This is a genomic window from Streptomyces sp. NPDC041713, assembly GCF_055591085.1.
Map to the genome: position 1 here is coordinate 502,479 of NZ_JBVIZY010000001.1, position 25,999 is coordinate 528,477.

At 72.5% G+C, this 25,999-nt stretch carries 22 protein-coding genes; 10 read left to right on the forward strand and 12 right to left on the reverse strand.

Annotated elements, in window-relative coordinates:
* Positions 1 to 19: 19 nt before the first annotated feature.
* The 3 genes from efeU to efeO are packed head-to-tail and all read right to left on the reverse strand — an operon-like array spanning position 20 to position 3,372.
* On the reverse strand, positions 20 to 877 hold the full coding sequence (gene efeU, locus ACZ6CV_RS02145) for an iron uptake transporter permease EfeU (protein WP_469248917.1): 858 nt from the start codon (positions 875 to 877) through the stop codon (positions 20 to 22).
* Between the two features lie 4 nt (positions 878 to 881).
* On the reverse strand, positions 882 to 2,180 hold the full coding sequence (efeB, locus tag ACZ6CV_RS02150; protein ID WP_469248919.1) for an iron uptake transporter deferrochelatase/peroxidase subunit: 1,299 nt from the start codon (positions 2,178 to 2,180) through the stop codon (positions 882 to 884).
* Between the two features lie 28 nt (positions 2,181 to 2,208).
* Positions 2,209 to 3,372: an iron uptake system protein EfeO gene (gene efeO / locus ACZ6CV_RS02155; RefSeq protein WP_469249597.1), complete on the reverse strand. Its 1,164-nt coding sequence runs from the start codon at positions 3,370 to 3,372 to the stop codon at positions 2,209 to 2,211.
* 254 nt (positions 3,373 to 3,626) lie between these two features.
* On the opposite strand from efeO, the gene ACZ6CV_RS02160 reads away from it, so the two are divergent.
* Positions 3,627 to 4,316 (forward strand): PhzF family phenazine biosynthesis protein, encoded by a 690-nt coding sequence (locus ACZ6CV_RS02160; protein WP_469248921.1) that lies wholly within the window; start codon positions 3,627 to 3,629, stop codon positions 4,314 to 4,316.
* Positions 4,317 to 4,381: 65 nt separating this feature from the next.
* On the opposite strand, the gene ACZ6CV_RS02165 is transcribed toward ACZ6CV_RS02160, so the two are convergent.
* Positions 4,382 to 5,050 (reverse strand): biliverdin-producing heme oxygenase, encoded by a 669-nt coding sequence (locus ACZ6CV_RS02165; protein WP_469248922.1) that lies wholly within the window; start codon positions 5,048 to 5,050, stop codon positions 4,382 to 4,384.
* A 145-nt stretch (positions 5,051 to 5,195) separates the two neighbouring features.
* On the reverse strand, positions 5,196 to 6,053 hold the full coding sequence (gene map, locus ACZ6CV_RS02170) for a type I methionyl aminopeptidase (protein WP_469248924.1): 858 nt from the start codon (positions 6,051 to 6,053) through the stop codon (positions 5,196 to 5,198).
* A gap of 89 nt (positions 6,054 to 6,142) precedes the next feature.
* Between map and ACZ6CV_RS02175 the strand changes: the two genes are divergently transcribed.
* Positions 6,143 to 6,370, forward strand: coding sequence for a hypothetical protein (locus ACZ6CV_RS02175; protein ID WP_469248926.1), 228 nt, complete (start codon positions 6,143 to 6,145; stop codon positions 6,368 to 6,370).
* 621 nt (positions 6,371 to 6,991) lie between these two features.
* On the opposite strand, the gene ACZ6CV_RS02180 is transcribed toward ACZ6CV_RS02175, so the two are convergent.
* Entirely contained in the window at positions 6,992 to 8,278 is a 1,287-nt protein-coding gene (locus ACZ6CV_RS02180) for an MFS transporter (RefSeq protein ID WP_469248928.1), read from the reverse strand.
* 88 nt (positions 8,279 to 8,366) lie between these two features.
* Positions 8,367 to 8,969 carry a hypothetical protein gene (locus ACZ6CV_RS02185; protein ID WP_362367823.1) on the reverse strand — a complete coding sequence of 201 codons (603 nt, stop codon included), beginning with the start codon at positions 8,967 to 8,969 and terminating at the stop codon, positions 8,367 to 8,369.
* A gap of 79 nt (positions 8,970 to 9,048) precedes the next feature.
* Between ACZ6CV_RS02185 and ACZ6CV_RS02190 the strand changes: the two genes are divergently transcribed.
* The 3 genes from ACZ6CV_RS02190 to ACZ6CV_RS02200 are packed head-to-tail and all read left to right on the forward strand — an operon-like array spanning position 9,049 to position 11,279.
* Positions 9,049 to 10,158, forward strand: a complete 1,110-nt coding sequence (locus tag ACZ6CV_RS02190) for a sialidase family protein (protein ID WP_469248930.1) — start codon at positions 9,049 to 9,051, stop codon at positions 10,156 to 10,158.
* Positions 10,159 to 10,167: 9 nt separating this feature from the next.
* On the forward strand, positions 10,168 to 10,896 hold the full coding sequence (npdG, locus tag ACZ6CV_RS02195; protein ID WP_469248932.1) for an NADPH-dependent F420 reductase: 729 nt from the start codon (positions 10,168 to 10,170) through the stop codon (positions 10,894 to 10,896).
* A 59-nt stretch (positions 10,897 to 10,955) separates the two neighbouring features.
* Entirely contained in the window at positions 10,956 to 11,279 is a 324-nt protein-coding gene (locus tag ACZ6CV_RS02200) for a hypothetical protein (RefSeq protein WP_469248933.1), read from the forward strand.
* On the opposite strand, the gene ACZ6CV_RS02205 is transcribed toward ACZ6CV_RS02200, so the two are convergent.
* On the reverse strand, positions 11,269 to 12,078 hold the full coding sequence (locus tag ACZ6CV_RS02205; RefSeq protein WP_469248935.1) for a site-2 protease family protein: 810 nt from the start codon (positions 12,076 to 12,078) through the stop codon (positions 11,269 to 11,271). The two genes, ACZ6CV_RS02200 and ACZ6CV_RS02205, sit on opposite strands and share 11 nt — an antisense overlap.
* Before the next feature lie 256 nt (positions 12,079 to 12,334).
* On the opposite strand from ACZ6CV_RS02205, the gene ACZ6CV_RS02210 reads away from it, so the two are divergent.
* Positions 12,335 to 15,622, forward strand: a complete 3,288-nt coding sequence (locus ACZ6CV_RS02210; protein WP_469248937.1) for an ATP-binding protein — start codon at positions 12,335 to 12,337, stop codon at positions 15,620 to 15,622.
* A 30-nt stretch (positions 15,623 to 15,652) separates the two neighbouring features.
* Here ACZ6CV_RS02210 and ACZ6CV_RS02215 read toward each other — a convergent pair whose 3' ends face one another.
* The 3 genes from ACZ6CV_RS02215 to panB all read right to left on the reverse strand — a co-directional run bounded on the left by ACZ6CV_RS02215 (position 15,653) and on the right by panB (position 18,989).
* Entirely contained in the window at positions 15,653 to 16,480 is an 828-nt protein-coding gene (locus ACZ6CV_RS02215; RefSeq protein WP_469248938.1) for an ABC transporter permease, read from the reverse strand.
* Positions 16,477 to 17,505 carry an ATP-binding cassette domain-containing protein gene (locus ACZ6CV_RS02220; RefSeq protein ID WP_469248940.1) on the reverse strand — a complete coding sequence of 343 codons (1,029 nt, stop codon included), beginning with the start codon at positions 17,503 to 17,505 and terminating at the stop codon, positions 16,477 to 16,479. The genes ACZ6CV_RS02215 and ACZ6CV_RS02220 overlap by 4 nt, the downstream gene beginning before the upstream one ends.
* A 602-nt stretch (positions 17,506 to 18,107) precedes the next feature.
* Complete coding sequence (gene panB / locus ACZ6CV_RS02225) at positions 18,108 to 18,989, reverse strand: 3-methyl-2-oxobutanoate hydroxymethyltransferase (protein ID WP_469248941.1); 882 nt, start codon at positions 18,987 to 18,989, stop codon at positions 18,108 to 18,110.
* Between the two features lie 228 nt (positions 18,990 to 19,217).
* On the opposite strand from panB, the gene ACZ6CV_RS02230 reads away from it, so the two are divergent.
* The 4 genes from ACZ6CV_RS02230 (at position 19,218) to ACZ6CV_RS02245 (ending at position 24,094) form a co-directional block, all read left to right on the forward strand.
* Positions 19,218 to 20,822 carry an MFS transporter gene (locus tag ACZ6CV_RS02230; protein WP_469248942.1) on the forward strand — a complete coding sequence of 535 codons (1,605 nt, stop codon included), beginning with the start codon at positions 19,218 to 19,220 and terminating at the stop codon, positions 20,820 to 20,822.
* A gap of 95 nt (positions 20,823 to 20,917) precedes the next feature.
* Positions 20,918 to 21,523 (forward strand): TetR/AcrR family transcriptional regulator, encoded by a 606-nt coding sequence (locus ACZ6CV_RS02235; protein ID WP_469249598.1) that lies wholly within the window; start codon positions 20,918 to 20,920, stop codon positions 21,521 to 21,523.
* Between the two features lie 209 nt (positions 21,524 to 21,732).
* Positions 21,733 to 22,761 (forward strand): endonuclease/exonuclease/phosphatase family protein, encoded by a 1,029-nt coding sequence (locus tag ACZ6CV_RS02240; RefSeq protein ID WP_362367849.1) that lies wholly within the window; start codon positions 21,733 to 21,735, stop codon positions 22,759 to 22,761.
* 118 nt (positions 22,762 to 22,879) lie between these two features.
* On the forward strand, positions 22,880 to 24,094 hold the full coding sequence (locus ACZ6CV_RS02245; protein WP_469248943.1) for an MFS transporter: 1,215 nt from the start codon (positions 22,880 to 22,882) through the stop codon (positions 24,092 to 24,094).
* 95 nt (positions 24,095 to 24,189) lie between these two features.
* Here the strand turns inward: ACZ6CV_RS02245 and ACZ6CV_RS02250 are convergent, their stop codons facing one another.
* Positions 24,190 to 25,950 (reverse strand): NAD+ synthase, encoded by a 1,761-nt coding sequence (locus tag ACZ6CV_RS02250; protein WP_469248945.1) that lies wholly within the window; start codon positions 25,948 to 25,950, stop codon positions 24,190 to 24,192.
* Between the last annotated feature and the right edge of the window lie 49 nt (positions 25,951 to 25,999).

Below are 25,999 nucleotides of genomic sequence, written 5' to 3' on the forward strand. Positions count from 1 at the left end.
CGAGGTCGGGGAACCCCGCTCAACCCTGTTCCGGAACTGTTGCCTTGTCCGCCGCCGGGGCCTTGTCCCGGGAGGCCGGCCGCGCCGGCGCGAAGAAGAACGCCAGCGTCGGCACGAGGTAGAGCAGCCAGACCACGACCTGCAACACGGTCGGATCGGGCTGGAAGTTGAGGACGCCCTTCAGGAGCGTGCCGTACCAACTGTCCGGCGGGACGGTCGCGCTGATGTCGAACGCCTTGTCCCGCAGGCCGCCGATGAACTCCGCCTCCTGCAGGTCGTGCACGCCGTACGCGAGGACGCCCGCCGCCACCACGACCAGCATCGCGCCGGTCCAGGTGAAGAACTTCGCGAGGTTGATGCGGACCGTGCCCTTGTAGAACAGCCAGCCGAGCGCGACCGCGGTGAGCAGCCCCAGGATCACGCCGAGCAGCGGCCCGTGCGACCCGTCGTGCGAGGCGCGCACCGACGCCCACACGAACAGCGCCGTCTCCAGGCCCTCCCGGCCGACCGCGAGGAACGCGGTCGCGACCAGCGCGGCCGTGCCCATCCGGAGCGCCGAGTCCAGCTTGCCGTGCAGCTCGGCCTTGAGGTGCCGGGCGGTGCGCCGCATCCAGAACACCATCCACGTCACCAGGCCGACGGCGACGATCGACAGCGAACCGCCGAGCGCCTCCTGCGCCTCGAACGTCAGCTCCTGCGAGCCGAACGTCAGCGCGCAGCCGAAGCCGAGCGCGAGCGCCACCGCGACGCCGATGCCCGTCCAGATGGGCAGCAGGGCATCCCGCCGGCCCGTCTTGACCAGGTAGGCGATCAGGATGCAGACGACCAGACTCGCCTCCAGGCCCTCGCGGAGCCCGATCAGATAGTTGCCGAACATCGGCTCACGCCTCTCCGGTGAACAGGCCCCTGCCCCACCAGTCGTCCGCGCCGCGGACGCCCGGCGGGACCGCGAAGACCGCGGAACCCACGTGCTGGATGTATTCGTTGAGCGCGTCGGAGCGCGCCAGACTGCGCTGTACGGGGATGAAGCCCTTGCGGACGTCCCGCTGGTAGGCGAGGAAGAACAGGCCCGCGTCGAGCCGGCCGAGCCCGTCGGTGCCGTCCGTGAAGGAGTAGCCGCGGCGCAGGATCGTCGCGCCGTCGTTGGCCGAAGGGTGCGCGAGCCGCACGTGCGCGTCGGGCTTCATCGCCTTCAGGAACGGCTCGTCGTGCTCCTTGGCCTTGCCGACCGGGGCGCCCTCGCCCTTGTCGCGGCCGAACACGTCCTCCTGCTCGCCGAGCGAAGTGCGGTCCCACGTCTCGACGTTCATGCGGATCCGGCGCGCCACCAGGTAGGAGCCGCCGGTCATCCAGGCGGGACCGTCCTTCTCGCCGACCCACACGTGCTTGCCGAGGGCCGCCGTGTCGTCGCCGGAGACGTTGCGCGTGCCGTCCTTGAAGCCGAAGAGGTTACGCGGGGTCTGCGCGCCCGGCGTCGTCGACGACGTCTTGCCGAAGCCCAGTTGGGACCAGCGCACGGCGACCTTGCCGAAGCCGATGCGCGCGAGGTTGCGGATGGCGTGCACCGCGACCTGCGGGTCGTCCGCGCAGGCCTGCACGCACAGGTCGCCGCCGCTGCGCGCCTTGTCGAGGTTGTCGCCGGGGAACTTGGGGAGGTCCACCAGCGCATCGGGCCGCTTCTCGCCGAGCCCGAACTTCTCGAACAGGGAAGGCCCGAAGCCGATCGTGAGGGTCAGCCGGGACGGCTTGAGGCCGAGCGCCTCGCCGGTGTCGTCCGGGGGCGCCTCGGCGAGCCCGCCGTACGCGCCCTCGCCGACCGTGCGGCCCGCGGTCATCCGCGCGGCGGCCCGGGTCCAGTCCTTCAGGAGCCGCACGAACTCCTCGCGGTCGTCGGTCGTCACGTCGAACGCGGCGAAGTGCAGCCGGTCCTGGACGGCCGTCGCGATCCCCGCCTGGTGCGCGCCGTGGAAGGCGACGGCCGCCCCCGCCTCGGCGGCGGGCGCCACCTCGTCGTCGGAGCGGGCCATCGCCACCGCGCCGCCGGCCGCGGCCGCGCCGAGCGCGAGCCCCGCGCCGCCCCAGCCGAGCAGCGAGCGCCGCGACGGCGCGGCGGCGCCGCCCGTGCCCGGGGCGGCGCCGGAGGTGGCACGGGCGTCGTCGCCCGCGGTGGTCTCAGCCATGGTGTCCCCTGCCGCTGCTTCCCTGCCGCTACTTGGCCTTGGCGACGGCGGCCGCCAGCTTGGACAACGGCTCGGCGAGCGCGTTCACGCCGTCGGCCAGCTCCTTGGTGTCCGCCTTGCCGAGCTTGTCGTACGAGGTGAACCGGTAGGAGCCCGCGCCGCCCTCGCGGTACTTCTCCAGCAGCTCGTCGAGCGCGGCGAACTGCTTGTCGAGCTCCTTGGCGAGCTTCGGGTCCTGCTCGGCGGCGACCGGCTTGAGCAGCTGGTACGCCTTCTCGGCGCCCTCGACGTTCGCCTTGAAGTCGACCAGGTCGGTGTGCGAGTAGCGCTCCTCCTCGCCGGTGACCTTGCCGGTGGCGACCTCGTCGAGAAGCTCCTTGGCGCCGTTGGCCATCGAGGTCGGGGTGATCTCGGCCCGGCCGACCCGCCGCTGCCAGTCGAGGAGGTCCTTGTCGAGCCGGGTGGCGAGCGCCTTCTCCCGCGCGCCGATCTTCTTGTCCTTCCACAGGGCCCGCTCCAGGCGGTGCCAGCCCGTCCAGTCCTTCTCGGGGTCCTGGTCGTCGGCGAGGCCGTCCTCGCGGACGTCGACCTTCGGGTCGATGTTCCCGAAGGACTCGGCGACGGGCTCGGTGCGCTCCCAGCCGATGCGGGAGTCGGCGTACGCCTTCTTCGCGGCGGCCAGGTCCCCCTTGCGCACGGCGTCGGTGAAGACCTTCACCTCGGGCAGCGTCTCGTCGGCCTGCGCCTGCACGTAGGAGCGGTAGCCGGCGACGGCCTTGTCCAGGCGCGGGTCGCGCTTGGCGGTCGTGCCGCCCGCGACGGTGACCTTCTGCCGGATGCCGTCGCCCTTCATGCCGGGCTTGCAGGCGATCTCGTACGAGCCGGCCTTCACCTCGGCCGTCAGCCGCTGCTTGGTGCCGGGGCCGATGTTCTCGCGCTCGCTGACGATGCGGTCGTCGGGGAAGAGGAGGTAGACCTCGGTGACCTTGGAGCCCTTGTTCTCGATGGCCAGCTCGACGTGTCCGGCGGACAGCTTGGTCTTCGAGACCCGGCACGCGTCGTCGGTGGCGGTCACGCGCACGCTGCCCGCGCCGTCGCTCTTGCCGTCGCTCTTCTCCGTGCAGCCCGTGACGACGGTCAGGGCCGCCACGGTGGCGACGGCGGTGACGACGGACAGGCGGGCGGGTCGCACGGGTCGCATACGGGCTCCAAGGACAGGTCACGGGCGGGGCCGTCCCCACCGCAAGCCGGTGAGGCCGACCTAACTTAACCGACCCTTACCTCGGTGATACCCGGCTTCACCGTGATTCAGCTCTCACGCCCCGCCCCCCGCTCACGGGCCGATCACGGGAGCCTGATGGGTGCCCCATGACCGGGTAAAGCACCGGTCAAGCGGGGGCCCGGCGCCGGTGGGGCGCCGCAGTGGCGTGATGCTTCAATGCACGGGTGACCGAACCCCTCGACGCCCGTACGCCCTTCGACGCCCCTGGACCCATCGACGTGGTCCGGGTCTTCCGCGGGCCCGACGGCCGGCACGGCAACGCACTCGGTGTCGTGCGCGACGGGTCCCGCACGCCCGCCCGGGAGGACCGCCAGGCGCTGGCGGGCAAACTCGGCTACAGCGAGACGGTGTTCGTCGACGACCCCGAGCGCGGCGTCATCGACATCTACACCCCCACCCTGCGCCTCCCCTTCGCGGGCCATCCCTGCGTCGGCACGGCGTGGCTGCTCGACGTCCCCGAACTCGTCACGCCCGCAGGGGTGGTGCAGGCCCGCCAGGACGGCGAGTTCACCTGGATCACCGCCCGCGCGGACTGGGCACCGCCGAGAACGCTGCGGCGGTACGGGACGGCCGCGGAGGTCGACGCGCTGTCCGTGCCGGAGCCGGGCGACTGGATCTACGCCTGGGCCTGGCAGGACGAGGCGGCGGGCCGCGTCCGCGCGCGGGCCTTCCCCGGCCGGGACGACGGCATCGACGAGGACGAGGCGACGGGCGCGGCGGCGCTCCTGCTCACCCGGGAGCTGGGCCGCGCCCTCAACATCACCCAGGGCAACGGCTCCCAGCTCCTGACGGCACCGGGGCCGGGCGGGGTGATCGAGGTGGGGGGCCGGTGCGCGCTGCAAGGCTCCAGCTGAAATCCAGCCCCTCCGGCGTTTGAGGAGCGGGAGGCCGGGGGCAGAGCCCCCGAGACGGCACCGGGTCAGGCGCTCAACGGGAACGCGTCGCCCAGCTCACGGAAAACCTGCGTGTTAAAGGCGAAAGCGCGCCCACACTCGTCGACGATCCGCTTCCTCTCCAGCTCGTCCGGCACCGCCGCGTCGATCCCGTCGAGCAGCGCGCGGTAACTCCGCTTGAACGCGGCCGGGTTGGCTATCCCCTCGAACACGTAGAACCGCACGCCGTCGCCCTTGCGGTCGAAGCCCCAGGTCCGCTCCGCCTTGCCGCGGATGATCTGGCCGCCGGAGAGGTCGCCGAGATAGCGCGTGTAGTGGTGGGCGACATAGCCGCCGGGCCAGGTGCGGGCGCACTCCTCGACCCGCGCCGCGTACGCCGCCGTGGCGGGCAGCGGGGTGAGGCCCGCGCGCCACTCCGGGCCCCGCAGATGCGTCAGGTCGCGCTCCAGCTCGGCCACCCGCGCCAGCTCGGGGCGGAGGAAGGGGCCGGCGACGGGGTCGTCGCGCAGGGTCTCCGCGCCGTCCTCCAGGGCGCGGTACACGAACCACAGCTGTTCCGTGTAGCGCGTGTAGGCGTCGACGCCGAGCCTGCCGCCGAGCAGGTCGCTCATGAAGGTCGAGGTCTCCGCCTCCGTGTGCTGTTCGTGCGACGCGGTGCGGATGACGGTCGAGAAGGGCGTGGGCGCCGTGTCCATGCGGGCCTCCAGGGGGAGCCGAGGGATGACGGGATGGCGGGAACCGGTGCGACCTTGCAGAGCATGGCAAGTTAGGCTTACCTAAGTCAACCGGTTCCCGACATCCTGTCGGTAAAAGAGCTACCCGTTCTCGGCCCCGCGGAACTCAGGGCAGCGTGAGGATCTCCGCCCCGGTGTCCGTCACCACCAGCGTGTGCTCGAACTGCGCGGTGCGCCTGCGGTCCTTGGTGACGACGGTCCAGCCGTCCTCCCACATGTCGTACTCGTGCGTGCCGAGGGTCAGCATCGGCTCGATCGTGAACGTCATGCCGGGCTGGATCACGGTCGTGGCGTGCGGGCTGTCGTAGTGCGGGACGATCAGGCCGGAGTGGAAGGACGAGTTGATGCCGTGGCCGGTGAAGTCGCGCACGACGCCGTAGCCGAAGCGCTTGGCGTACGACTCGATGACCCGGCCGATGATGTTGATCTGGCGGCCGGGCTTGACCGCCTTGATGGCGCGGGCGAGGGACTCCCGGGTCCGCTCGACGAGCAGCCGGGACTCCTCGTCGACGTCGCCGACGAGGTAGGTGGCGTTGTTGTCGCCGTGCACGCCGCCGATGTACGCCGTGACGTCGAGGTTGATGATGTCGCCGTCCTTCAGGACGGTGGAGTCGGGGATCCCGTGGCAGATGACCTCGTTGACCGAGCTGCACAGCGACTTCGGGAAGCCGCGGTAGCCGAGCGTCGACGGGTAGGCACCGTGGTCGCACATGTACGTGTGCGCGACGCGGTCCAGCTCATCGGTGGTCACCCCCGGCGCGATGTGCTTCGCCGCCTCCTCCATGGCGCGGGCGGCGATGCGACCCGCGGTGCGCATCAGCTCGATGGTCTCGGGGGTCTGCACCTCGGGCCCCGTGTACGGGGTCGGCGCGGGCTTTCCGACGTACTCCGGGCGCCTGATGTTGCCGGGTACGGAACGGGTGGGGGAGAGCTCCCCTGGGACGAGCAGTGACTGGCCAGACATGTGAGCGAGTCTAGCCAGCGGTGGTGGGGCAGCATGGCTCACAGGGAACGGGTAATGATCCGGAATCCGGACGGAAGGAGTGAGCGGGGATGGCGCTGTTCAAGAAGAAGACGGCCGGCAAGCCGGGCGAGTGGTTCTACTGCCTGGAGCACGGCAAGGTCGAGGAGGGGCCGGACTGCCCCGGCAAGGACCGGATGGGCCCGTACGGGTCGCGCGAGGAGGCGCAGCGGGCGATGAGGACCGCTCAGGAGCGGAACCTTGAGTGGGAGACGGATCCGCGTTGGCACGATTCCGCTGCGCGGGGCGAGGACGATTGACCCCTTGCCGTGGTCCGGGGCGCGCTTCTTCGCCGCTCCGCGGCGAGTTTTTCCCACCCACCCACCCGTTTGCCCCGCGACGCCGCGTGGGAGTAGGGGCCCGGTGGCTCGGGGCGGCGGAGTGGAGGTTGCGTCGGCCTTGGGCTCCTCGCCGGTGTGTCAGGGCGTTGCCGGCTCGGGGGGGCGCGGCTCTTCGCCGCTCCGCGGCGGGTTTCTCCCCACCCACCCACCCGTTTGCCCCGCGACGCCGCGTGGGAGTAGGGGCCCGGTGGCTCGGGGCGCCGGGGTGGGGCCCCTCACCTCGCGACGTTGCGTCGGGTGCGGGTCCGTGGCGGCGGGCGGGGGTGGGGACCGTTTGCCCCGCGACGCCGCGTCGGCGTAGGCGCCCGTTGCCTCGGGGCGCCGGGGTGGGTGCCGTTTGCCCCGTGACGTCGCGGCGTAGGGACCCGTGGCGCTGGGCGCCGGGTGGGGGTGCGCCGTTTTCATCCCGCGATGTCGCGCCACCGGCGGGCCCGGTGGCCCGCGGCGCCGGGGCCGGGCCCCCCGCGACGTCGCGTCGGCGTAGGGGCCGTGGCGTCGGGTGGGTGGGCCCCGTGTGCCCCGTGGCGGCGCTCCGGCGCCCTAGGGCGTTGCCGGTTCGGGGGTTGGGGGGTGGGTGGTTGTTCGGTGGCGGGTTGCGTCGGGGTCTGTTGTTGCGTCGTAGGAGATCAGGCGGGGGAGTGTCGTCGCCAGGACGGCTACCGAGGCCACGCAGGCCAGGCCGCCCGACCAGATCGCCGGGCGCGTGCCCGTCCAGCCCGCCGCCGCGCCCGCGCGGACCTGGCCCAGCTGGGGGCCGACGCTGTAGGAGAGGACCTCGATGCCGGCGAGGCGGCCGCGCAGCTCGTCGGGGATGGTCTGGTTCCAGATGGTGGAGCGGCCCAGGCCGCTCGCCATGTCGCCCGCGCCCGCGAGCGCCAGACAGCCGAGCACCACCCAGATGTTCGAGAACCACCCCGCCGACGTGATCGCCAGGCCCCAGCCCGCCGCCCCGAACACCACCAGCAGCCCGTGCCGCCGCACCCGTGACGTCCAGCCACTGGTGATGCTGAACAGCAGCGAACCCACCGCCCCGGCCGCGTACATCAGGCCGAGCGCCCACTCCGCGTCCAGGTCGTCCGCGAGGAACGGGAAGATCGTGTTGGGAAAGGCGAAGAACATCGCCGCCATGTCGATCGCGTACGTACCCAGCAGCACCGGCCGCGACCACGCGTACCGCGCGCCCTCCGCCAGGCCCTTCAGCGACGGCTTCTCCGCGTCGTGCGCGGCGGGCGCGGGGGAGAGGCGGGTGCACAGCAGGACCGAGACGGTGAAGCAGGCGATCGTGATCGCGTACGCGGACGCGTGCCCGGCGTACGCGACGACCAGGCCCGCGAGCGAGGGGCCGGCGATGGCGCCCACGTTCCAGCGCAGCGAGTTCAGCGCGGCGGCCGCCGTCAGCTGGTCGTGCGGCACGATCCGGGCCATCAGCGAGTCCAGGGCGGGACGCTGCAGCCCGGAGAGCGCGGAGACGCCGGCCGCGACCACGTAGAGCGGCCAGAGCATCGGGTTCGGCAACAGCGCGTTCACCAGCAGGATCACGGCCAGTACGCCGAGCGCCGCCTCGGTCAGCAGGATCACCTTGCGCCGGTCGACGGCGTCGGCCAGCGCACCGCCGTACAGCCCGAAGACGATCAGCGGGATGAGTTCGACCGCCCCCATCGCACCCACCGCGACCGGCGAGTCCGTCAGCTCCTTGATCTGCAGCGGCAGGGCGACCATCGCCATGAAGCTGCCGAAGTACGTGACGAGACCCTGGACCCACAGCAGACGGAAGTCGCGGGTGGAACGCCAGGGGGAGAGGTCGGGCAGTATCGCGGAGAGTGGCACGAACAGTCATGTTCCGTGGCGGCGGACGCGCCGGGCAAATCAATTTCCGCGAGCCGGCCCGTGAGCGGCCCGTGCGGGAGGCGGGGTGTCACCACCGGGTCGGCGGCGGCGACGTCAGCTGGTCGGCGAGGCGGGACAGGCGGTCGCGCAGGCGTCTGCGGCCGCGCGGCTCCGGCAGCGCGTTCTCCCCCGCCGCCGCGCTCACCAGGTGCTGGACCGTGTCGAGGTCCAGGTCGGGGGTGTCCGGCACCGCGAGCGCCTCGTGCGCCAGGGCGGCCAGGTCGCGGTCGCCGGAGCCGAGCGCGAGGACCGTCGTACCGGCCCGGCGCGCGTCGTGCACCCGCGTCAGCAGCTCCGCGTCCGGCGCGTCCGGCGCCACCACGAGCAGCGTCTCGCCGCGCCGCGCCGCCTCGATCCGGCCGAGCCCGGTCGACAGATGGGCCGGATCCGCGGCGAGCACCCGGTGGCGGACCAGCGTCGGGGCGAGCTCGGGCGTGCCGGACCAGGCCGCCTCGTCCACCAGGTGCGCGGCCAGGTGCCACGGTTCGTACGCCGCCGTGCCCACCAGGAGCAGCCCGCCGCCGTGCGGCACGACGGAGGACCGCAGCGTCCCCGCGAAGCGGCGGGTGGCGCCGAGCCACTCGGTCCCGGCGAGCACTTCGCGCAGCAGCGCGACCCGTACGGCGTCCATGGCGTCGCATCCTGCCCCAACACTCCACTCTTGGCCGGGAGTTCACCGCGAATTCCCCCGGAGCGGGGAGGCGGAGGGGATGACCTTTGAGACGTCTGTTCCCTTCCGGGCCGGCCGCGAGGGATACGCGAGCTTCCGCATCCCGGCCGTCGTCACCACCGCCCCCGGCACCGTCCTCGCCTTCTGCGAGGGCCGCGTCGGCTCCCAGGCGGACTCCGGCCACATCGACATCGTCCTCAAGCGCTCCACCGACGGCGGCCGCACCTGGGGCCCGCTCCAGGCCGTCGGCAGCAACGGCACCGACCTCGCGGGCAACCCCGCCCCCGTCGTCCTCGGCACCGGACGCGTCCTGCTCGTCCAGGTCAGGAACGCCGCCGCGGCCACCGAGGACGCCATCCGCCGCGGCACCGTATCCGCGGCCGACGGGCGCCGCGTCTGGGTCCAGCACAGCGACGACGACGGCCTCACCTGGTCCGCGCCGCGCGAGATCACCGGGCAGGTCAAACGGCCCGCGTGGCGGTGGTACGCGACCACACCGGGGCACGCGTTGCAGCTGGCCGGCGAGCACGAAGGCCGCACCGGCCGCGTCGTGGTCCCCGCCAACCACTCCCTGCCGCCGTCCGGAGCGGACAACGGCACCGAGGGCAAGTACAACGGCGGGCACTGCCTGCTCAGCGACGACGACGGCGAGACCTGGCGGATCGGCTACGTCGACGACAACACCGACGGCTACGTCAACGTGAACGAGACCACCGCCGCCGAACTCCCCGACGGCACGCTCTACTTCAACACCCGCAACGACTCCCCGTCCCCCGGCAACCGCGCCGACGCCCACTCGTGCGACGGCGGCGAGAGCCTCACCAAACCCTTCCGCCCGCAGGCCTCGCTCACCGGTCCCGTCGTCGAGGGATGCGTACTGCAGCTCCGCGACCCGGACGTGCTCCTCTTCTCCGGCCCCGCCGACCCCGGCTTCCGCGCGCTGATGACCGTGCGCCGCTCCACCGACGGCGGCACCACCTGGCGGCCCGTCCACACGGTCGACGGACTCCCCGCCGCCTACTCCGACCTGGTGCGCGTCGACGCGGAGACCGTCGGACTGCTCTACGAGACGGGGGACTTCGGTCCGTACGAGACCCTCACGTTCCGGCGCATCCCGGTGGCCTGCCTGACCGGCGCGACCGATGAGTAAGGTCGCCCCATGACCTCTACAGACAGTGCGCAGAACACCTCGGAGAAGGCGCCCGCCAAGGCCCCGGCCAAGGACCCCTGGGAGCTGCCGGACGTGTCCGGGCTCGTCGTCGGAGTCCTCGGCGGCACCGGCGACCAGGGCCGCGGCCTCGCCTACCGGCTCGCCCGCGCAGGGCAGAAGGTGATCATCGGCTCCCGCGCGGCCGAGCGGGCCAGGACCGCCGCCGAGGAGCTGGGGCTCGGCGTCGAGGGCGCCGAGAACGCGGAGTGCGCGCGGCGCAGCGACATCGTGATCGTCGCCGTGCCGTGGGACGGGCACGGCAAGACCCTCGAAGCGCTCCGCGAGGAGCTGGCGGGCAAACTCGTCGTCGACTGCGTGAACCCGCTCGGCTTCGACAAGAAGGGCGCCTACGCCCTCACGCCGGAGGAGGGCAGCGCCGCCGAGCAGGCGGCCGCCCTGCTGCCGGACTCCCGCGTCACGGCCGCCTTCCACCACCTGTCGGCCGTCCTGCTCCAGGACCCGGCCGTCGAGGAGATCGACACCGACGTCATGGTCCTCGGCGAGAAGCGCGCCGACACCGACCTCGTGCAGGCGCTCGCCGCCCGCATCCCCGGCATGCGCGGCATCTTCGCCGGACGGCTGCGCAACGCCCACCAGGTCGAGTCCCTGGTCGCCAACCTGATCTCCGTCAACCGCCGCTACAAGGCGCACGCGGGGCTGCGGGTCACCGACGTGTAGGAGGGCATGCGGGGACCGTGCGGCGGCCGCACGGGGACGCGTGCGGGGGCGCGGCGGGCATGGGGGACACTGGACGGGTACGCCCGCACGGGTACGCCCGCACGGGTACGCCCGTCACGGGTACGCCCGCCGCACGCTTCACCCGACAGGAGCCGACCCCCATGCCCCGCCTCGCCGTGTACGCCCTCGTCGTCTGCGCCCTCGCCGTCGCCGCGGCCGTGATCTCCTTCGCACAGGGCAGCTGGCTCGGCGTCGTCTGGGTGCTGCTCGCGGGTCTGTCGTCGAACATGGCCTGGTTCTACCTGCGCCGGGCCAAGGCGCAGCGGGACGCGCGGCGCGGCGCGGCGGCCGCCGCCGGGCCGTCCGCGACGCCTACGAACTGAGGGACAGCGCCGGCGGGGCCTCCTGGGAGCCGTCCCAGAACTGGTACAGCGAGTGGCCCCACGAGGTGTCCCACTCGCTGACGCCCAGGCCGCGCAGGATCGCGTCGACCGCGTCGAAGAACGCGTGGTTGATCTCCGGGATCCACAGCACGGCGAAGACGGCGAGGAGACCGAACGGCGCGAACGGCTCCACTTGGCGGCGCACCCCGGGCGAGAGCCAGGGCTCGATCACGCCGTAGCCGTCCAGGCCGGGGACGGGCAGGAAGTTCAGGATCGCCGCGCTCACCTGGAGCAGCGCGAGGAACGCGAGCGCGTAGCGGAACGCGGCCGGAATGCCGTCCAGGGCATCGAGCCAGAACGGCGCCGTGCAGACCAGCGCGAAGACCACGTTCGTCAGCGGGCCCGCGGCCGAGATCAGGCTGTGCCTCCAGCGGCCCCGGATCCGGCCCCGCTCGATGAAGACCGCGCCGCCGGGCAGGCCGATGCCGCCCATGATCACGAACAGTACGGGCAGCACGATGCTGAGCAGGGCGTGGGTGTAGGCGAGCGGGTTCAGGGTCAGATACCCCTTCGCGCCGATGGAGATGTCTCCGCTGTGCAGGGCGGTACGGGCGTGCGCGTACTCGTGCAGGCAGAGCGAGACGATCCAGGCGGCCGTCACGAAGAGGAAGACGGCGATTCCGGGGTGGTCGGCGAAGCCGGTCCAGGCGGCCCAGCCGGAGACCGCCGCCACGGCGACGATCCCCAGGAAGACGGGGCTGATCCGCCGGTCGCTGCGGCGGATGGGGGCGGTGGTCATGGGCGGGGCTCCTGGAGTCCGACGGCCTGGAGTGCCCGACCGTACCGGTTGCACACGGTTGTACCGATCACACACGGTGAGAACGTCGCGCGGCGGGGCGCGGGTTCCGCGGGCGGGGGTTGCCTTGCTCCGGCGGGGCGGTGCGGTGCGGGGCAAACGGGTGGGCGGGCTCGTGGCTCCTACGGCAAGAGGAAGACGCGGGGTCACGAAAACACCCGCCGCACCGGATCCGCGTCACGACAGGGACAATGGGCCAGTGCGTTACCGCGTCCTAGGGCCGACCCAAGCTGTCCGCCCCGACGGAACCCCCGTTCCCGTCGGCGGCGCACGCCTGCGCGCCCTGCTGGCGGCGCTCGCGCTGCGGGCGGGCCACACCGTGCCCGCCTCGGCCCTCGTCGACGACGTGTGGGCCGCCGAGCCGCCCGCCGACGCGACGGGCGCCCTGCAGGCGCTGGTCGGCCGGCTCCGCAGGGCCCTCGGCGCGGACGCCGTCGCCTCGGTGGACGGCGGCTACCGGCTCGACGCGCGCCCCGACGACGTGGACGTCTTCCGCTTCGACCGCCTGGTGGGCGAGGGCTGCCGCGCCCTCGCCGACGGCGATGCGGCGAAGGCCTCCGCCGTGCTGGCCGACGCGCTCGCCCTGTGGACCGGTCAGCCCCTCGCCGACCTGCCCGAACGTGCCGCGGACGGCGCCCGCTGGGAGGCCCGCCACCTCGACGCGCGGCGCGCCCGCGCCGGCGCCGCCCTCGCCCTCGGTCGGGCGGAACAGGTCCTGCCCGAGCTCGTCGAGCTCTGCGAGGCCCACCCCCTCGACGAGCCCCTGCAGGCCCTGCGGCTGCGCGCGCTGCGCGACACCGGACGTCCGGCGGAGGCGCTCGACGCGTACGAGCGGGTGCGCACCGACATCGCGGACCGGCTCGGCGCCGACCCGGGACCCGAACTGCGCGCCCTGCACGAGGAGTTGCTGCGGGAGACCGTCGCCCCCGCGCCGGCCCGGGTGCCCGGCAACCTGCGCGCCCGCCTCACCTCCTTCGTCGGCCGCGAGGGCGACATCGACGCGCTGCGCGGCGACCTCGGCCGCGCCCGGCTCGTCACGCTGCTCGGGCCCGGCGGCGCCGGCAAGACGCGGCTCTCGCAGGAGGCCGCCGAGGCCGTCGGCGCCGGCCTCCCCGACGGTGTCTGGCTCGCCGAACTCGCCCCCGTCGAGGACCCGGACGACGTCCCCGCCGCCGTCCTCACCGCGCTCGGCGCCCGTGAGACCGTGCTGCGCGGCGCCGGCGCCGAGGAGATGCGGGTCATCTCGGAGCGCCAGGGCGAGAAGCCCCTCGCCCGTCTCGTCGAGCACTGCGCCGCGCGCCGCATGCTGATCGTCCTCGACAACTGCGAGCACGTCATCGACGCGGCCGCCCGCCTCGCCGACGAGCTCCTCGCCCGCTGCCCCGGCCTCACGATCCTCGCCACCAGCCGCGAACCCCTCGGCGTACCGGGCGAGTTGCTGCGCCCCGTCGAGCCGCTGCCCGAACCCGTCGCGCTGCGGCTCCTCGCCGAGCGGGGCGCCGCCGCGCAGCCCGGGTTCACCGTCGACGCGGACCCGGCGGCCGCCGCCGAGATCTGCCGCAGACTGGACGGCCTTCCGCTCGCCATCGAACTGGCCGCCGCCCGCCTGCGGATGCTCACGCCGCGCCAGATCGCCGACCGCCTGGACGACCGTTTCCGGCTGCTCACCAGCGGCGCCCGTACCGTCCTGCCCCGCCAGCAGACCCTGCGCGCCGTCGTCGACTGGTCCTGGGAACTGCTCGACGAGGCCGAGCGCACCGTCCTGCGGCGCCTCGCGGTCTTCGCCGGCGGCTGCGACCTCACCGCCGCGGAAGACGTCTGCGCCGCCGCGGGGAGCGGCCACGACGTTGCCGGCCTGCTCGGCTCGCTCGTCGACAAGTCCCTTGTCGTCGCGGCCCCTTCGCCGCAGACCGGCGGCGGCATGCGCTACCGGCTCCTGGAGACCGTCGCGGAGTACGCGGGCGAGCGGCTCGACGAGGCGGGCGACCGGGCCGCCGCGGGACGCGCGCACCTCGTGCACTACCGCGAGGTCGCGAGAACCACCGACCCGGAACTGCGCGGCCACGGACAGCGCGCCGCCGTGGAACGCCTCGAGACCGAGTACGAGAACCTGCGCACCGCCCTGCGGCACGCGATCGCCGACCGCGACGAGCAGGAGGCGCTCTGCCTCGTCCTCTCCCTGTCCTGGTACTGGCAGATCCGCGGTCTGCGCCTGGAGACCCGCACCTGGTCCCGCGAGACCATGGCCCTCGGCCCCGACCCCTTCGCCCCGCCCGTCGCCCCCGCGCCCCCGCTGTACGAGCCGTGCACGGCCGCGCCCCCGCCGATGCGCCCCGACGTCCTCGTCGAGGCCCGCCGCGAGGTGCACCTGCTCCACCTGGCCTGCATGGACCTGGACGCGGTGGGGCTGTGGCAGACGCCGGCCGCCGAACAGAAGCTGCGCGGCATCCGTACCGCCTACCGCCCCGGCCTCCCGCAGACCTGCCGGGCCCCCGGCAACCTCTGGTTCTTCGCCGTGCTCCTCGGCGGCGACATGGAGGCGCTGCGCGTCACTGTCGACGAGACCGTGACCGCCTGCCGCGAGCTCGGCTTCGCCTGGGAGCTGGCCGCGGCCCTGCAGATGCGCGCCAACATGCTCGCCAACCGCACCGACTGGGCCGGCGACGCCATCCGTGACGCGGACGAGGCGCTGCGGATCTTCCAGGAGCTCGGCGACGTGTGGGGGGTCGCCGAGGCGCTCTCCGCGCGCGGCGAGGCACGCGAGCGGCGCGGAGAACTGGCCCTGGCCGCCGAGGACTTCTGGTCCGCCGTCGACCACGCCGAGCGGCTCGGCGCGCAGGCCCAGGTTTCCCTGCTCAAGGCCCGGCTCGGCTCGCTCATGACGGACGCGCCGGAGCGGCGGGACGAGTTCGAGCGGGGCGAGGCGATGCTGCGGGAGATCATCGCCAACCCCGGCCGCCACCACGTGGGCGAGGCCATGCCCGCCGCCCGGCTCTTCCTCGCCATCGCGCTCGGCCGCACCGGCCGCTTCGGCGAGGCGCGCGAGCAACTCCGGTTGCTGGGGGAGGAGTTCAGCGCCATCGGCTTCGCCGTCTTCGAGGGCTCGGTGCTCGGCATCGGGGCCTGGCTGGACACCTTGGACGGCCGGTACGAGGAGAGCGTCGGCAAGGCGCGCACCGCCTTCGACAAGGCCCTCGACCCACTGTCGCGGATGGTCGCCCCGAACATGGTCTCCGTCCATCTGTGGATCACGGCCCTCGCCCTCTCGGCCGCCGACACCGCCCGCGCACGGGACGCGGCGCGCCTCCTCGGCACCGCCGACCGCGAGCTGCCGCCGTGGCACATCGCCAACACGATGGAGCGGGAGATCCGGGAGGGCGCGGAGCGGCAGGCGCGGGCCGCGCTCGGCGCCGACGCATACGAAGCGGCGTACGCACAGGGCGGCGGGCTCTCCCTGGAGGAGGCCGCCGCCCTGTGCACCCTGTGACGCCGCGCGTCGGCTCTTCGTGCGGAACCGTCAGTTCTTCGTACGGAACTTGTGGATCGCGATCGGCGCCATCACCAGGGTGAGCACCACCGACCAGCCGACCGTCACCCACAGGTCGTGGGCGACCGGGCCGCCGACCATCAGACCGCGCGCGGAGTCCGCGAGCGAGGAGAGCGGGTTGTAGTCGGTGAAGCCCTGCAGCCAGCCGGGCATCGACTGCGTCGGAGCGAAGATCGACGAGCCGAACTGCAGCGGCATCAGGACCAGGAAGCCCATCGCCTGCACCGACTGGGCGCTCTTCATCGCGACGCCGAGCACCAGGAAGATCCACATGATGGACGTGCCGAACAGCGCGGAGAGGCCCACGGAGGCGAGCAGACCGCCCCAGTTGGTGATGTCGAAGCCCACCAGGACACCGACGATCATCATGATCGTCGTCGCGATGAGCAGCCGCATCAGCTCCACCACGATCTTGGCGAAGAGCACCGAGCCCTGGCCGATCGGCAGGGTCCGGAAGCGGTCCATGATGCCGTTCTGGAAGTCCTGGTTGAAGCCGGTGCCCACCGCCATGGCGATGTTCATGCTCATCATCGCCATCATGCCGGGCACCACGTACTGCACGTACTGGTCCTGACCACCGCCGAGCGCCTGTCCGATGGAACCGCCGAAGACGTAGACGAAGAGCAGCGTGAAGACGATCGGCATCAGGACGGCGTCGAACATCGACTCCGGGTCCTGGCGGATCCACAGCAAATTGCGGCGGACCAGGGCGCCGGTGTGCCGGACGTGGGCGCGCAGACCGATGCGGGCGTCGTCCTGGCCCGCCGTGAGGGGGGCCGCGAGAGTGGTGGCGCTCATACGGCGACCTCCTCGAGTTCGTTCTCGGTGGGGCGGGCGTCCTGCGGGGCACTGGCCTTCTGGCCGGTGATGGACAGGAACACCTCGTCCAGGCTGGGCAGTTCGGTGGCGATCGAGCCGATCGTGATGCCGCGCGCGGTGACCGCGCCGACCACGGCGGTCAGCTGCTCGTCGCTGAGGATCGGGACGAGGACCGTGCCGGACTCGACGTCGACCGTCGAGGTGGCGAGGCCGGTCAGGCCCAGGGCGTCGAGGGCGTTCGCCAGCGGGCGCAGCTCCAGCGGGTCGGCCGGGCGGACCCGCAGCGTGCGGCCGCCGACCTTCGCCTTCAGCTCCTCGATGCCGCCGTTGGCGATGACCTTGCCGCGGTCGATGACGGTCAGCGCGGAGGCCAGCTGCTCGGCCTCCTCCATGTACTGCGTGGTGAGCAGTACGGTCACGCCGTCGCCGACCATCCGCTTGACCTCGGCCCACACCTCGTTACGGGTACGGGGGTCCAGGCCGGTCGTCGGCTCGTCCAGGTAGAGCACGGCGGGGCTGCCGATCATGGACGCCGCGAGGTCGAGCCGGCGGCGCATACCGCCGGAGTACGTGCTCGCGGGCCGCTTGGCCGCGTCGGTGAGCGAGAACCGCTCAAGGAGCCCGTCGGCACGGGACCGGGCCTCCTTGCGGGACAGGTCGAGCAGCCGCCCGATCATGTAGAGGTTCTCGCGCCCCGACAGCTTCTCGTCCACCGCGGCGTACTGGCCGGTCAGGCCTATCACGCGGCGCAGTTGGCGGGGCTGGCGGAACACGTCGTACCCGGCGACCAGCGCGGTGCCGGAGTCCGGGGTGACGAGGGTGGAGAGGCAGCGTACGAGGGTCGTCTTGCCGGCGCCGTTGGGGCCGAGCACGCCGAGCACGGTGCCCTCTCGTACGTCGAGGTCCACGCCGTCCAGTGCCTTGGTCTCGCCGTAGTGCTTGACCAGTCCCCTTACGGTGACCGCGCTCCCTGCGCCGCCGGGGTTCATGTCGATTCGCGTCATGCGTCATAAGGTGCCAGCTGCCACCGACAAACCACCGACATCCTGCCGACAGGGTCCCGACGGGGTCCTGACGGGGGTCCGGCCGGTGGGGGGCGCCCCCTGTCCCGCCGCTTCGCGGCGGATCCATCCCACCCACCCACCCGTTCACCCGGCACCGCCTAGTGCAGGTAGGAGCTCCCGCCGCTTCGCGGCGATGTATCCCACCCACCCGCCCGTTCACCCGGCACCGTCTGGTGCGGGTAGGAGCTCCCGCCGCTTCGCGGCGATGTATCCCACCCACCCGCCCGTTTACCCGGCACCGTCTGGTGCGGGTAGGGGCTTCCGCCGCTTCGCGGCGGCCAGCTTCCCTACGGTTCCGTGCGGTGCGGGGTAAACGGGTGGGTGGGTGGGGAAGAAACCGCCGCGAAGCGGCGGAACAGGGCAGCCCGAGCCGCAGGGTCACGGCAACCCTCCCGACCACCCCGGCCCCGGCCCCCCGCCCCGTACCCCCCAACCGCCCAGGGGCGAGAAAAGGGCAGCCCGCCGACGGGGGAAATCGGCGGGCTGCCATGGTGCCGCGATGGTCAATGGGGGGCGGCCACCGATCGGCCCGCCCCACGGCCTCAGTGCACCGCGTGCTCCGCCGCCGGGAACGCCCCGCCCACCACGTCCTCCGCGAACGCCTTCGCCGCGCCGGACATCACGCCCCGCAGATCCGCGTACTGCTTCACGAAGCGCGGCATGTTGCCGCCGGTCAGGCCGAGCATGTCCGTCCAGACCAGGACCTGCGCGTCGCACGCCGCGCCCGCGCCGATGCCGACGGTCGGGATGTGCAGGGAGCGGGTGACCTCGGCCGCCAGCTCCTCGGGGACCAGCTCCAGGACGACCGCGAACGCGCCCGCGTCCTGCGCCGCCTTCGCGTCGTTCAGGAGCCGGTGCGCCGCCTCGTCGCCGCGGCCCTGCACGCGGTAGCCCATGGTGTTCACGGACTGCGGCGTCAGGCCGAGGTGGGACATGACGGGGATGCCGGACTGGACCAGCAACTCGGTCTGGGCCAGGGAGCGTTCGCCGCCCTCCAGCTTGACCGCGCCGACGCCCGCCTCCTTCACCAGCCGGGTCGCCGACCGCAGCGCCTGCACGGCGCCCTCCTGGTAGGAGCCGAACGGCAGGTCGCCGACGATCAGGGCGCGGCTCGTGCCCCGTACGACCGCGGCCGACAGCATGGTCATCTCGTCGAGGGTGACGGGCACGGTCGTCTCGTACCCGAGGTGGCAGTTGCCCGCCGAGTCGCCGACGAGCATGACGGGGATGCCCGCCTCGTCGAAGACGGACGCGGTCATCGCGTCGTAGGCGGTGAGCATGGGCCACTTCTCGCCGCGCTCCTTGGCGGCGGTGATGTCGCGCACAGTGATGCGCCGAGTGCCCTTGCCGCCGTACAGCGCCTTGCTGCTGTCGGGGCTCCGCCGGGCGTCGGCGCTCGTCTGGGCAGCCGAAAGTTGCGTCATCGCAACGGCTCCTTCTGTCATCTCGAGGCGCCCTGACGGCGTCCCCGGATCACCTCCATGGTGGCACCACGTGCCGCTCCGGGGCTAGTCCGTCGCCGGTCCTCCTTCCGGTCCTCCGTCCGGTCCTCCTTCCCGGCTCTCGTTCCGGGCAAAGTCTTTCCCTTCCGTACCCCAAGGCATTTCCAATACGAGACGGTCTCGTATCGAAATGCGTCTACGCTGGACCGCATGTCCTCCCCCGCCACCTCCACCCCCAGCCCCTCCCGGATACCGGAAGCCGTGCACCGGCGCCGGTGGGCGATCCTCGGGGTGCTGATGCTCAGCCTGCTGATCGTGGTGCTCGACAACTCGATCCTGAACGTCGCCATCAAGACGATCTCCACCCCCGAACCCACCGGCCTCGGGGCCACCCAGAGCGAGCTGGAATGGGCGATCAACGCCTACACGCTCGTCTTCGCGGGCCTGCTCTTCACCGCGGGACTCCTCGGCGACCGGCTCGGCCGCAAGAAGGTCCTGCTCGCCGGGCTCGTCGTCTTCGGCCTCGGCTCGGCGCTCGCCGCGGAGTCCGGCTCGCCCGTCGAGCTCATCGCGTTCCGCGCGATCATGGGCCTGGGCGCCGCCTTCGTGATGCCCGCCACCCTCGCCGTCCTGATGAACGTCTTCGAGCGCGACGAGCAGCCCAAGGCCATCGGCATCTGGGCGGGCGGCGTCGGCCTCGCCATCGCCATCGGGCCCATCACCGGCGGCGTGCTGCTCGACCACTTCTGGTGGGGCTCGGTCTTCCTCGTCAACGTCCCCATCGTGATCATCGCCCTGGGGCTGATGATCTGGCTCGTGCCGGACTCCCGCGACCCGAACCCCGGCCGCATCGACCTCTTCGGCGTCGCGCTCTCCGTCGTCGGCCTGGTGCTGCTCGTCTACGGCATCATCAAGGGCGGCCAGCTCGCCGACTTCACCGACCCGGTCGTCCTCGGGACCGTCATCGCAGGCGTCGTCGTGCTCGCCGCCTTCGTGCTGCACGAGAAGCGCAGCGACCACCCGTCGATCGACATCAAGTACTTCAAGAACCGGGTCTTCTCCGCGGCGATCTGCGCCATAGCGCTGGTCTTCTTCGCCCTCATGGGCGTGACCTTCTTCTCGGTCTTCTACACCCAGAGCGTGCGCGGCTACTCGCCGCTGCAGACCGGTCTGCTGATGCTGCCGCTGGCCGCGGCCCAGCTCATCTTCGCCCCGCGCGCCCGCCTCGTCGTCGACCGCTTCGGCGTCCGGGCGGTGACCACCGGGGGACTGCTCCTGGTGGCGGCGATGCTGACGGCCTTCACGCTCTTCGAGACCGACACGCCGATCTGGCTCCTGGAGGTCGTCTTCTTCCTGATGGGCACCGGCATGGCGCACATCATGACGCCCACCAGCGTCGTGATCATGCAGGCCCTGCCGCGCGAGAAGGCCGGCTCCGCCTCCGCGCTCAGCAACACCTTCCGCCAGGTCGGCGGCGCCCTCGGCATCGCGGTGCTCGGCTCCGTGCTCTCCACGGCGTACCGCAACGGCGTCGAGGACAAGCTGACCGTGCTGCCCGCCGGGCTCCGGCACACCGCGGGGGAGTCCATCGAGGCGACCCTCGGCGTCGCCGCGAAGCTCGGCCCCAAGGGCGAGCCCCTGGTGAGCGCCGCCAACGACTCGTTCCTGCACGCCATGCACGTCACGGCGGTGTGGGGCGCGGGCGTCGCCGTGATCGGCGCGCTGATCGTCTTCCTCTTCCTGCCGGGGCGCCTGCCCCGCGAGGAGGGGCCGGAGCAGGAGAAGTCCGAGCCGGTGGGCGCCACCGGGCGCTGAGGGAGAATCGGCGGGGCAGCCGGCGCGAGTGAGGGAGTGACGACGTGGTCCACAAGGGCGTGCGGGTCGCGGAGCAGGGCGACACCGCCAAGGGGGTGCCCGCCGCCCGGGCCGCCCGGACCGGCCGGGGCAGGCCCCGGAGCGAGGCCGTGGAGCAGGCGATCATCGAGGGCGTGGTGCGCCTCCTGGAGGACGGCGTGCCGCTCCCCGAGCTCTCCATCGAGCGGATCGCCCGCACAGCCGGCGTCGGCAAGGCCACCATCTACCGGCGCTGGGACGGCAGGGAATCCCTCTTCGTCGACGTGCTGCGCGCCTTCGAGGAGCCCGACCCCGAGCTGCCGGGCACCTCGATGCGCGACGACCTCGTCCGCATCCTGGAGAGCCTGCGCAGGCGCGGCCTCACCCTGCGCTCCTCCGCGCTCCTGCACAACGTCTTCGCCCAGATGAAGGCCCTGCCCAAGCTGGCGGAGGCCTACCAGGAGACGGTCGTCGCGCCCCGCCGCCGCATGATGCTCGATGTGCTGCGGCGAGGCGTCGCCGGCGGCGAACTGCGCGCCGACATCGACGTGGAGACCGCCAGCGACCTCTTCGTGGGCCCCATGCTGCTGCGCACGATCCTGCGGCCCGGCGCGCCGCTCGACGACCATCTGGCGGAGCGGATAGTCGACTCGGTGCTGGTCGGGCTGCGTCCCGCGGGCTGAGCCGCGGACGCCGGGGGCGGCCGGTGACGGTTGTGCGCGTTTCGTCACAGAGGGCGTTCCCGCCCGCTGATCCGGAACCCGCCGCGCCGCCCTGTTCGTCCCAGAGCCTGTACGGCCGTCGCGGACGGCAGGGACGACACCCGATCATCGCCTAGGGTTTCAGGGGCGGGGCAGACGGTGTGCACGGCAGGCAGTGAGGCGACGACAGCATGGCGCAGGCGTATATGACGGAGACCGGCAGCGACGGCTCGGGTCCCGACCGTCCGGGGTCCCGACTGCGCCGGCTGCTCGACGGCTGGCGGAACGACCCGGGCATCTGGCGGCGCGGCCTGGTCACGGCGGGAGCCGCGGTCCTGCTCGCCCTGGTGATGCTCTTCCACGCGCAGATCCCCAACAACGTGGGCAACCTCGGCAGTCTGACCGAGACCTTCCTGCCCTGGCTCGGCTTCTTCATCCCGGTGCTGCTCGTCGTCGCGGTGGTGCGCAAGTCCGCCACCGCGCTGATCGCCCTGCTGCTTCCGCTGATCATCTGGATCAACTCCTTCGGCGGCCTGATCACCGGCAAGTCGGCCACCGGCGGCGACCTCACCGTGGCCACGCACAACGTGAACGCGGACAACCCCGACCCGACCGGCACCGCCCAGGACGTCGTCGCCTCCGGCGCGGACGTGATCGCCCTGGAGGAGCTCACCGCCTCGGCCGTCCCGACGTACGAGAAGGCCCTGGCGGGCGAGTACAAGTACCACGCCGTGAAGGGCACCGTCGGCCTCTGGAGCAAGTACCCGCTGAGCGACACCAGGCCCGTCGACATCAAGCTGGGCTGGGTCCGCGCGATGCGCACCACGGTCGACACGCCCAAGGGCCGGGTCGCCGTCTTCGTCGCGCACCTGCCGTCGGTGCGGGTGAAGCTCGACGCGGGCTTCACCGCCAACCAGCGCGACAACAGCGCCGACGCGCTCGGCGAGGCCATCGGCGACGAGAAGCTCGGCAAGGTCATCCTCCTCGGCGACCTCAACGGCACGATGAACGACCGCGCGCTGAACGGCGTGACCTCGCAGATGCGCTCCACGCAGGGCGCGGCGGGCGACGGCTTCGGCTTCAGCTGGCCGGCGTCGTTCCCGATGGCGCGCATCGACCAGATCATGGTCAAGGGCGTCGAGCCGGTCTCCTCCTGGACGCTGCCGGAGACGGCCAGCGACCACCTGCCGATCGCGGCCCGGGTCGACCTCTCCTCCTGAGTCCGTTTCCGTCGCGGCCCCACGGAATACTCGGTACGGATGAGTTTGTTCCGTACGTGAACTTACGGATGCCCCGCTCTCCGTACACCCCCCTGTTCTCCGTGGAAGGTACTTCTTCATGCCCCTGGCCCTGCTCGCCCTCGCCGTGGGCGCCTTCGGCATCGGCACGACCGAGTTCGTGATGATGGGCCTACTGCCCAACGTCGCCGACGACCTGCACATATCCATCCCCACCGCCGGTCACCTGGTCTCCGCGTACGCGCTGGGCGTGGTCATCGGCGCCCCGCTGCTCGCCGCCGTCACCGCACGCCTCCCGCGCCGCCGCGTCCTCATCGGCCTGATGGTGCTCTTCGTCGTCGGCAACGCGCTGTCCGCGGCCGCCCCCGACTACCACCTCCTGATGGCCGCCCGCTTCCTGAGCGGACTGCCGCACGGCGCCTTCTTCGGCGTCGGCGCGGTCGTCGCCACCGGGCTCGTCGGGCCGGAGCGCAAGGCCCGCTCGGTCTCGCTGATGTTCCTCGGCCTGACCGTCGCCAACATCGTGGGCGTCCCGGTGGCCACCGCCATGGGCCAGCAGCTCGGCTGGCGCGCCACGTTCCTCGCGGTGAGCGCCATCGGGCTCGCGGCCATCGCCGCGCTCGCCCTGCTGGTCCCCGCGGACCACGGGCACGGTGACGGGGCCGGCCTGCGCGGCGAGCTGCGGGCGCTGCGCAGCACCCCGGTGTGGCTGGCGCTCGGCACCACGGTCGCCGGCTTCGGCGCGCTCTTCTCCGCGTACAGCTACATCACGCCGATGCTGACCGACGCGGCGGGCTACGCCGAGTCCAGCGTCACCCTGCTCCTCGCGCTGTTCGGCGTGGGCGCGACGGCGGGCAACCTGCTGGGCGGGCGCCTCGCCGACCACTCCCTGCGCGGCACGCTCTTCGGCGGCCTGATCTCGCTGGCCGTGGTCCTGGCCTTCTTCCCGCTGCTCATGGGCGCGGCCTGGAGCGCGGCGGTCGGCGTGGCGCTGCTCGGCATGGCGGCGTTCACCACGGGCTCGCCGCTGCAGCTCATGGTCATGGAGAAGGCGTCGGCGGCCCCCTCGCTGGCCTCGTCCGCCAACCAGGGCGCGTTCAACCTCGCCAACGCGGGCGGTGCCTGGATCGGCGGCCTCGCCCTCGCGGCGGGCTTCGGCGTGACGTCGCCGGCGGTGACCGGCGCCCTCCTCGCGGTCCTCGGCCTCGCGGTGGCGGGCGTGGCGTACGCGGTGGACCTGCGGAGGGGCCCCGTGCCGGGTACGGAGCGCGTGGTGGCTTCATCGTCGGAGCAGCGCCAGCCGGCCCACCACTGACATCAGGCGCCCCTACAGCCCCGTGCGGTGCGGGGCAAACGGGTGGGCGGGTGGGAAAAGATCCGCCGCGAAGCGGCGACTCGAGACCGCCCACCTCAGCCGGAGGCGGACTCGCGCCAGCGGTTGGTGACCGGCAGCCGCCGGTCCTTGCCGAAGCCCTTCGCGGAGATCTTCGTCCCCGGCGGGTACTGGCGCCGCTTGTACTCGGCCGTGTCCACCATCCGCAGCGTCCTGGTGACGAGTTCCCGGTCATGGCCGGCGGCCACGATCGCGTCGGCGCCCTGGTCGCGGTCGACGTAGAGCTCCAGGATCGCGTCAAGGACCGGGTAGTCGGGGAGCGAGTCCGTGTCGACCTGGTCGGGGCGGAGCTCGGCGCTCGGCGGCTTGCTGATGGAGTTCTCCGGGATCGGCGGCGTCTGCCCCCGCTCCTGCGCCGCGCGGTTGCGCCACTTCGCGAGCCGGAAGACCGCCGTCTTGTAGACGTCCTTGATCGGGCCGTACGCGCCGACGGAGTCGCCGTACAGCGTCGAGTACCCCACCGCCAGCTCGGACTTGTTGCCCGGCGCGAGGACGATGTGGCCCTCCTGGTTGGAGAGCGCCATCAGCATCGTGCCGCGCAGCCGGGACTGCAGGTTCTCCTCGGCGAGGCCGGAGAGCCCGAGCGAGCCCATGTACGCGTCGAACATCGGCGCGATCGGCACGGTACGGAAGTTCAGGCCCGTGCGCCGGGCCAGCTCCTCCGCGTCGCCGAGGGAGTGCTCGGAGGAGTAGCGGGACGGCATGGCGACGCCGTACACGTTCCGTGCGCCGAGCGCGTCGCAGGCGATGGCGGCGGTGAGCGCCGAGTCGATGCCGCCGGACAGGCCGATCAGGACGCTCCCGAACCCGTTCTTCGCGGCGTACGCGCGCAACCCTACGACCAGCGCCGAGTACACCTCCTCGGCGTCGTCGAGCCGCTCGGCGTACCCGCCGGTGAGCTCCGCGTCGTACGCCGGCAGCGGCTCCGCGGAGAGCGTGACGTGCTCGATGCGCAGCCCGTCGTCGACGACCCCGGCGGGCGGCTCCGGCGCGGCGGCCGGCAGCTCCAGGTCGAGCACGACGCATCCCTCGGAGAACTGCGGGGCCCGCGCGACGACTTCGCCGTCCTTGTCGACGACGATCGAGTCGCCGTCGAAGACCAGCTCGTCCTGCCCGCCGGTCATCGCGAGGTACGCGGTGGTGCAGCCGGACTCCTGGGCCCGCTTGCGGACGAGTTCGAGTCGCTGGTCGTCCTTGTTCTGCTCGTACGGCGAGGCGTTGATGGAGAGCAGCAGCCCCGCCCCCGCGGTGCGGGCCGCCGGGACCCGGCCGCCGTCCTGCCAGAGGTCCTCGCAGATGGCGAGCGCCACGTCCACGCCGTGCACCCGCACCATCGGCAGGGTCTCGCCCGGCACGAAGTAGCGGAACTCGTCGAAGACGCCGTAGTTGGGGAGGTGGTGCTTGGAGTACGTCAGGACCGCCTCACCGCGGTGCAGCACGGCGCCCGCGTTGCGCGGGGCGCCGGCCGGCTGGCCGAACTTCGGCTTGGCCTCCTCGGTGCGGTCGAGATACCCGACGACGACCGGCAGCTCCCCGAACCCCTCGTCCCGCAGCCGCACGGCGAGCGCGCGCAGCGCCCGCCGCGAGGCGTGCACGAAGGACGACCGCAGGGCGAGGTCCTCGACGGGATAGCCCGTCAGCACCATCTCGGGGAACGCGACGAGATGCGCCCCCTGCTCGGCGGAGTGCCGGGTCCAGCGGACGATCGCCTCGGTGTTCCCGGCGAGATCGCCGACGGTCGAGTCGATCTGATTCAGGGCGAGGCGTAGTTGAGGCACCCGGCCAGTGTAATCGTCAGAGCGACGCGATGTCCTGGGGGACGGATGG

Excerpts from the sequence above, each read along its gene's own strand:
- efeU (WP_469248917.1), bottom strand. The coding sequence starts at position 877 with ATGTTCGGCAACTATCTGATCGGGCTCCGCGAGGGCCTGGAGGCGAGT.
- efeB (WP_469248919.1), bottom strand. The coding sequence starts at position 2,180 with ATGGCTGAGACCACCGCGGGCGACGACGCCCGTGCCACCTCCGGCGCC.
- ACZ6CV_RS02165 (WP_469248922.1), bottom strand. The coding sequence starts at position 5,050 with ATGGACACGGCGCCCACGCCCTTCTCGACCGTCATCCGCACCGCGTCG.
- map (WP_469248924.1), bottom strand. The coding sequence starts at position 6,053 with ATGTCTGGCCAGTCACTGCTCGTCCCAGGGGAGCTCTCCCCCACCCGT.
- ACZ6CV_RS02175 (WP_469248926.1), top strand. The coding sequence starts at position 6,143 with ATGGCGCTGTTCAAGAAGAAGACGGCCGGCAAGCCGGGCGAGTGGTTC.
- ACZ6CV_RS02185 (WP_362367823.1), bottom strand. The coding sequence starts at position 8,969 with ATGGACGCCGTACGGGTCGCGCTGCTGCGCGAAGTGCTCGCCGGGACC.
- ACZ6CV_RS02190 (WP_469248930.1), top strand. The coding sequence starts at position 9,049 with ATGACCTTTGAGACGTCTGTTCCCTTCCGGGCCGGCCGCGAGGGATAC.
- npdG (WP_469248932.1), top strand. The coding sequence starts at position 10,168 with ATGACCTCTACAGACAGTGCGCAGAACACCTCGGAGAAGGCGCCCGCC.
- ACZ6CV_RS02200 (WP_469248933.1), top strand. The coding sequence starts at position 10,956 with ATGGGGGACACTGGACGGGTACGCCCGCACGGGTACGCCCGCACGGGT.
- ACZ6CV_RS02205 (WP_469248935.1), bottom strand. The coding sequence starts at position 12,078 with ATGACCACCGCCCCCATCCGCCGCAGCGACCGGCGGATCAGCCCCGTC.
- ACZ6CV_RS02215 (WP_469248938.1), bottom strand. The coding sequence starts at position 16,480 with ATGAGCGCCACCACTCTCGCGGCCCCCCTCACGGCGGGCCAGGACGAC.
- ACZ6CV_RS02220 (WP_469248940.1), bottom strand. The coding sequence starts at position 17,505 with ATGACGCGAATCGACATGAACCCCGGCGGCGCAGGGAGCGCGGTCACC.
- panB (WP_469248941.1), bottom strand. The coding sequence starts at position 18,989 with ATGACGCAACTTTCGGCTGCCCAGACGAGCGCCGACGCCCGGCGGAGC.
- ACZ6CV_RS02230 (WP_469248942.1), top strand. The coding sequence starts at position 19,218 with ATGTCCTCCCCCGCCACCTCCACCCCCAGCCCCTCCCGGATACCGGAA.
- ACZ6CV_RS02240 (WP_362367849.1), top strand. The coding sequence starts at position 21,733 with ATGGCGCAGGCGTATATGACGGAGACCGGCAGCGACGGCTCGGGTCCC.
- ACZ6CV_RS02245 (WP_469248943.1), top strand. The coding sequence starts at position 22,880 with ATGCCCCTGGCCCTGCTCGCCCTCGCCGTGGGCGCCTTCGGCATCGGC.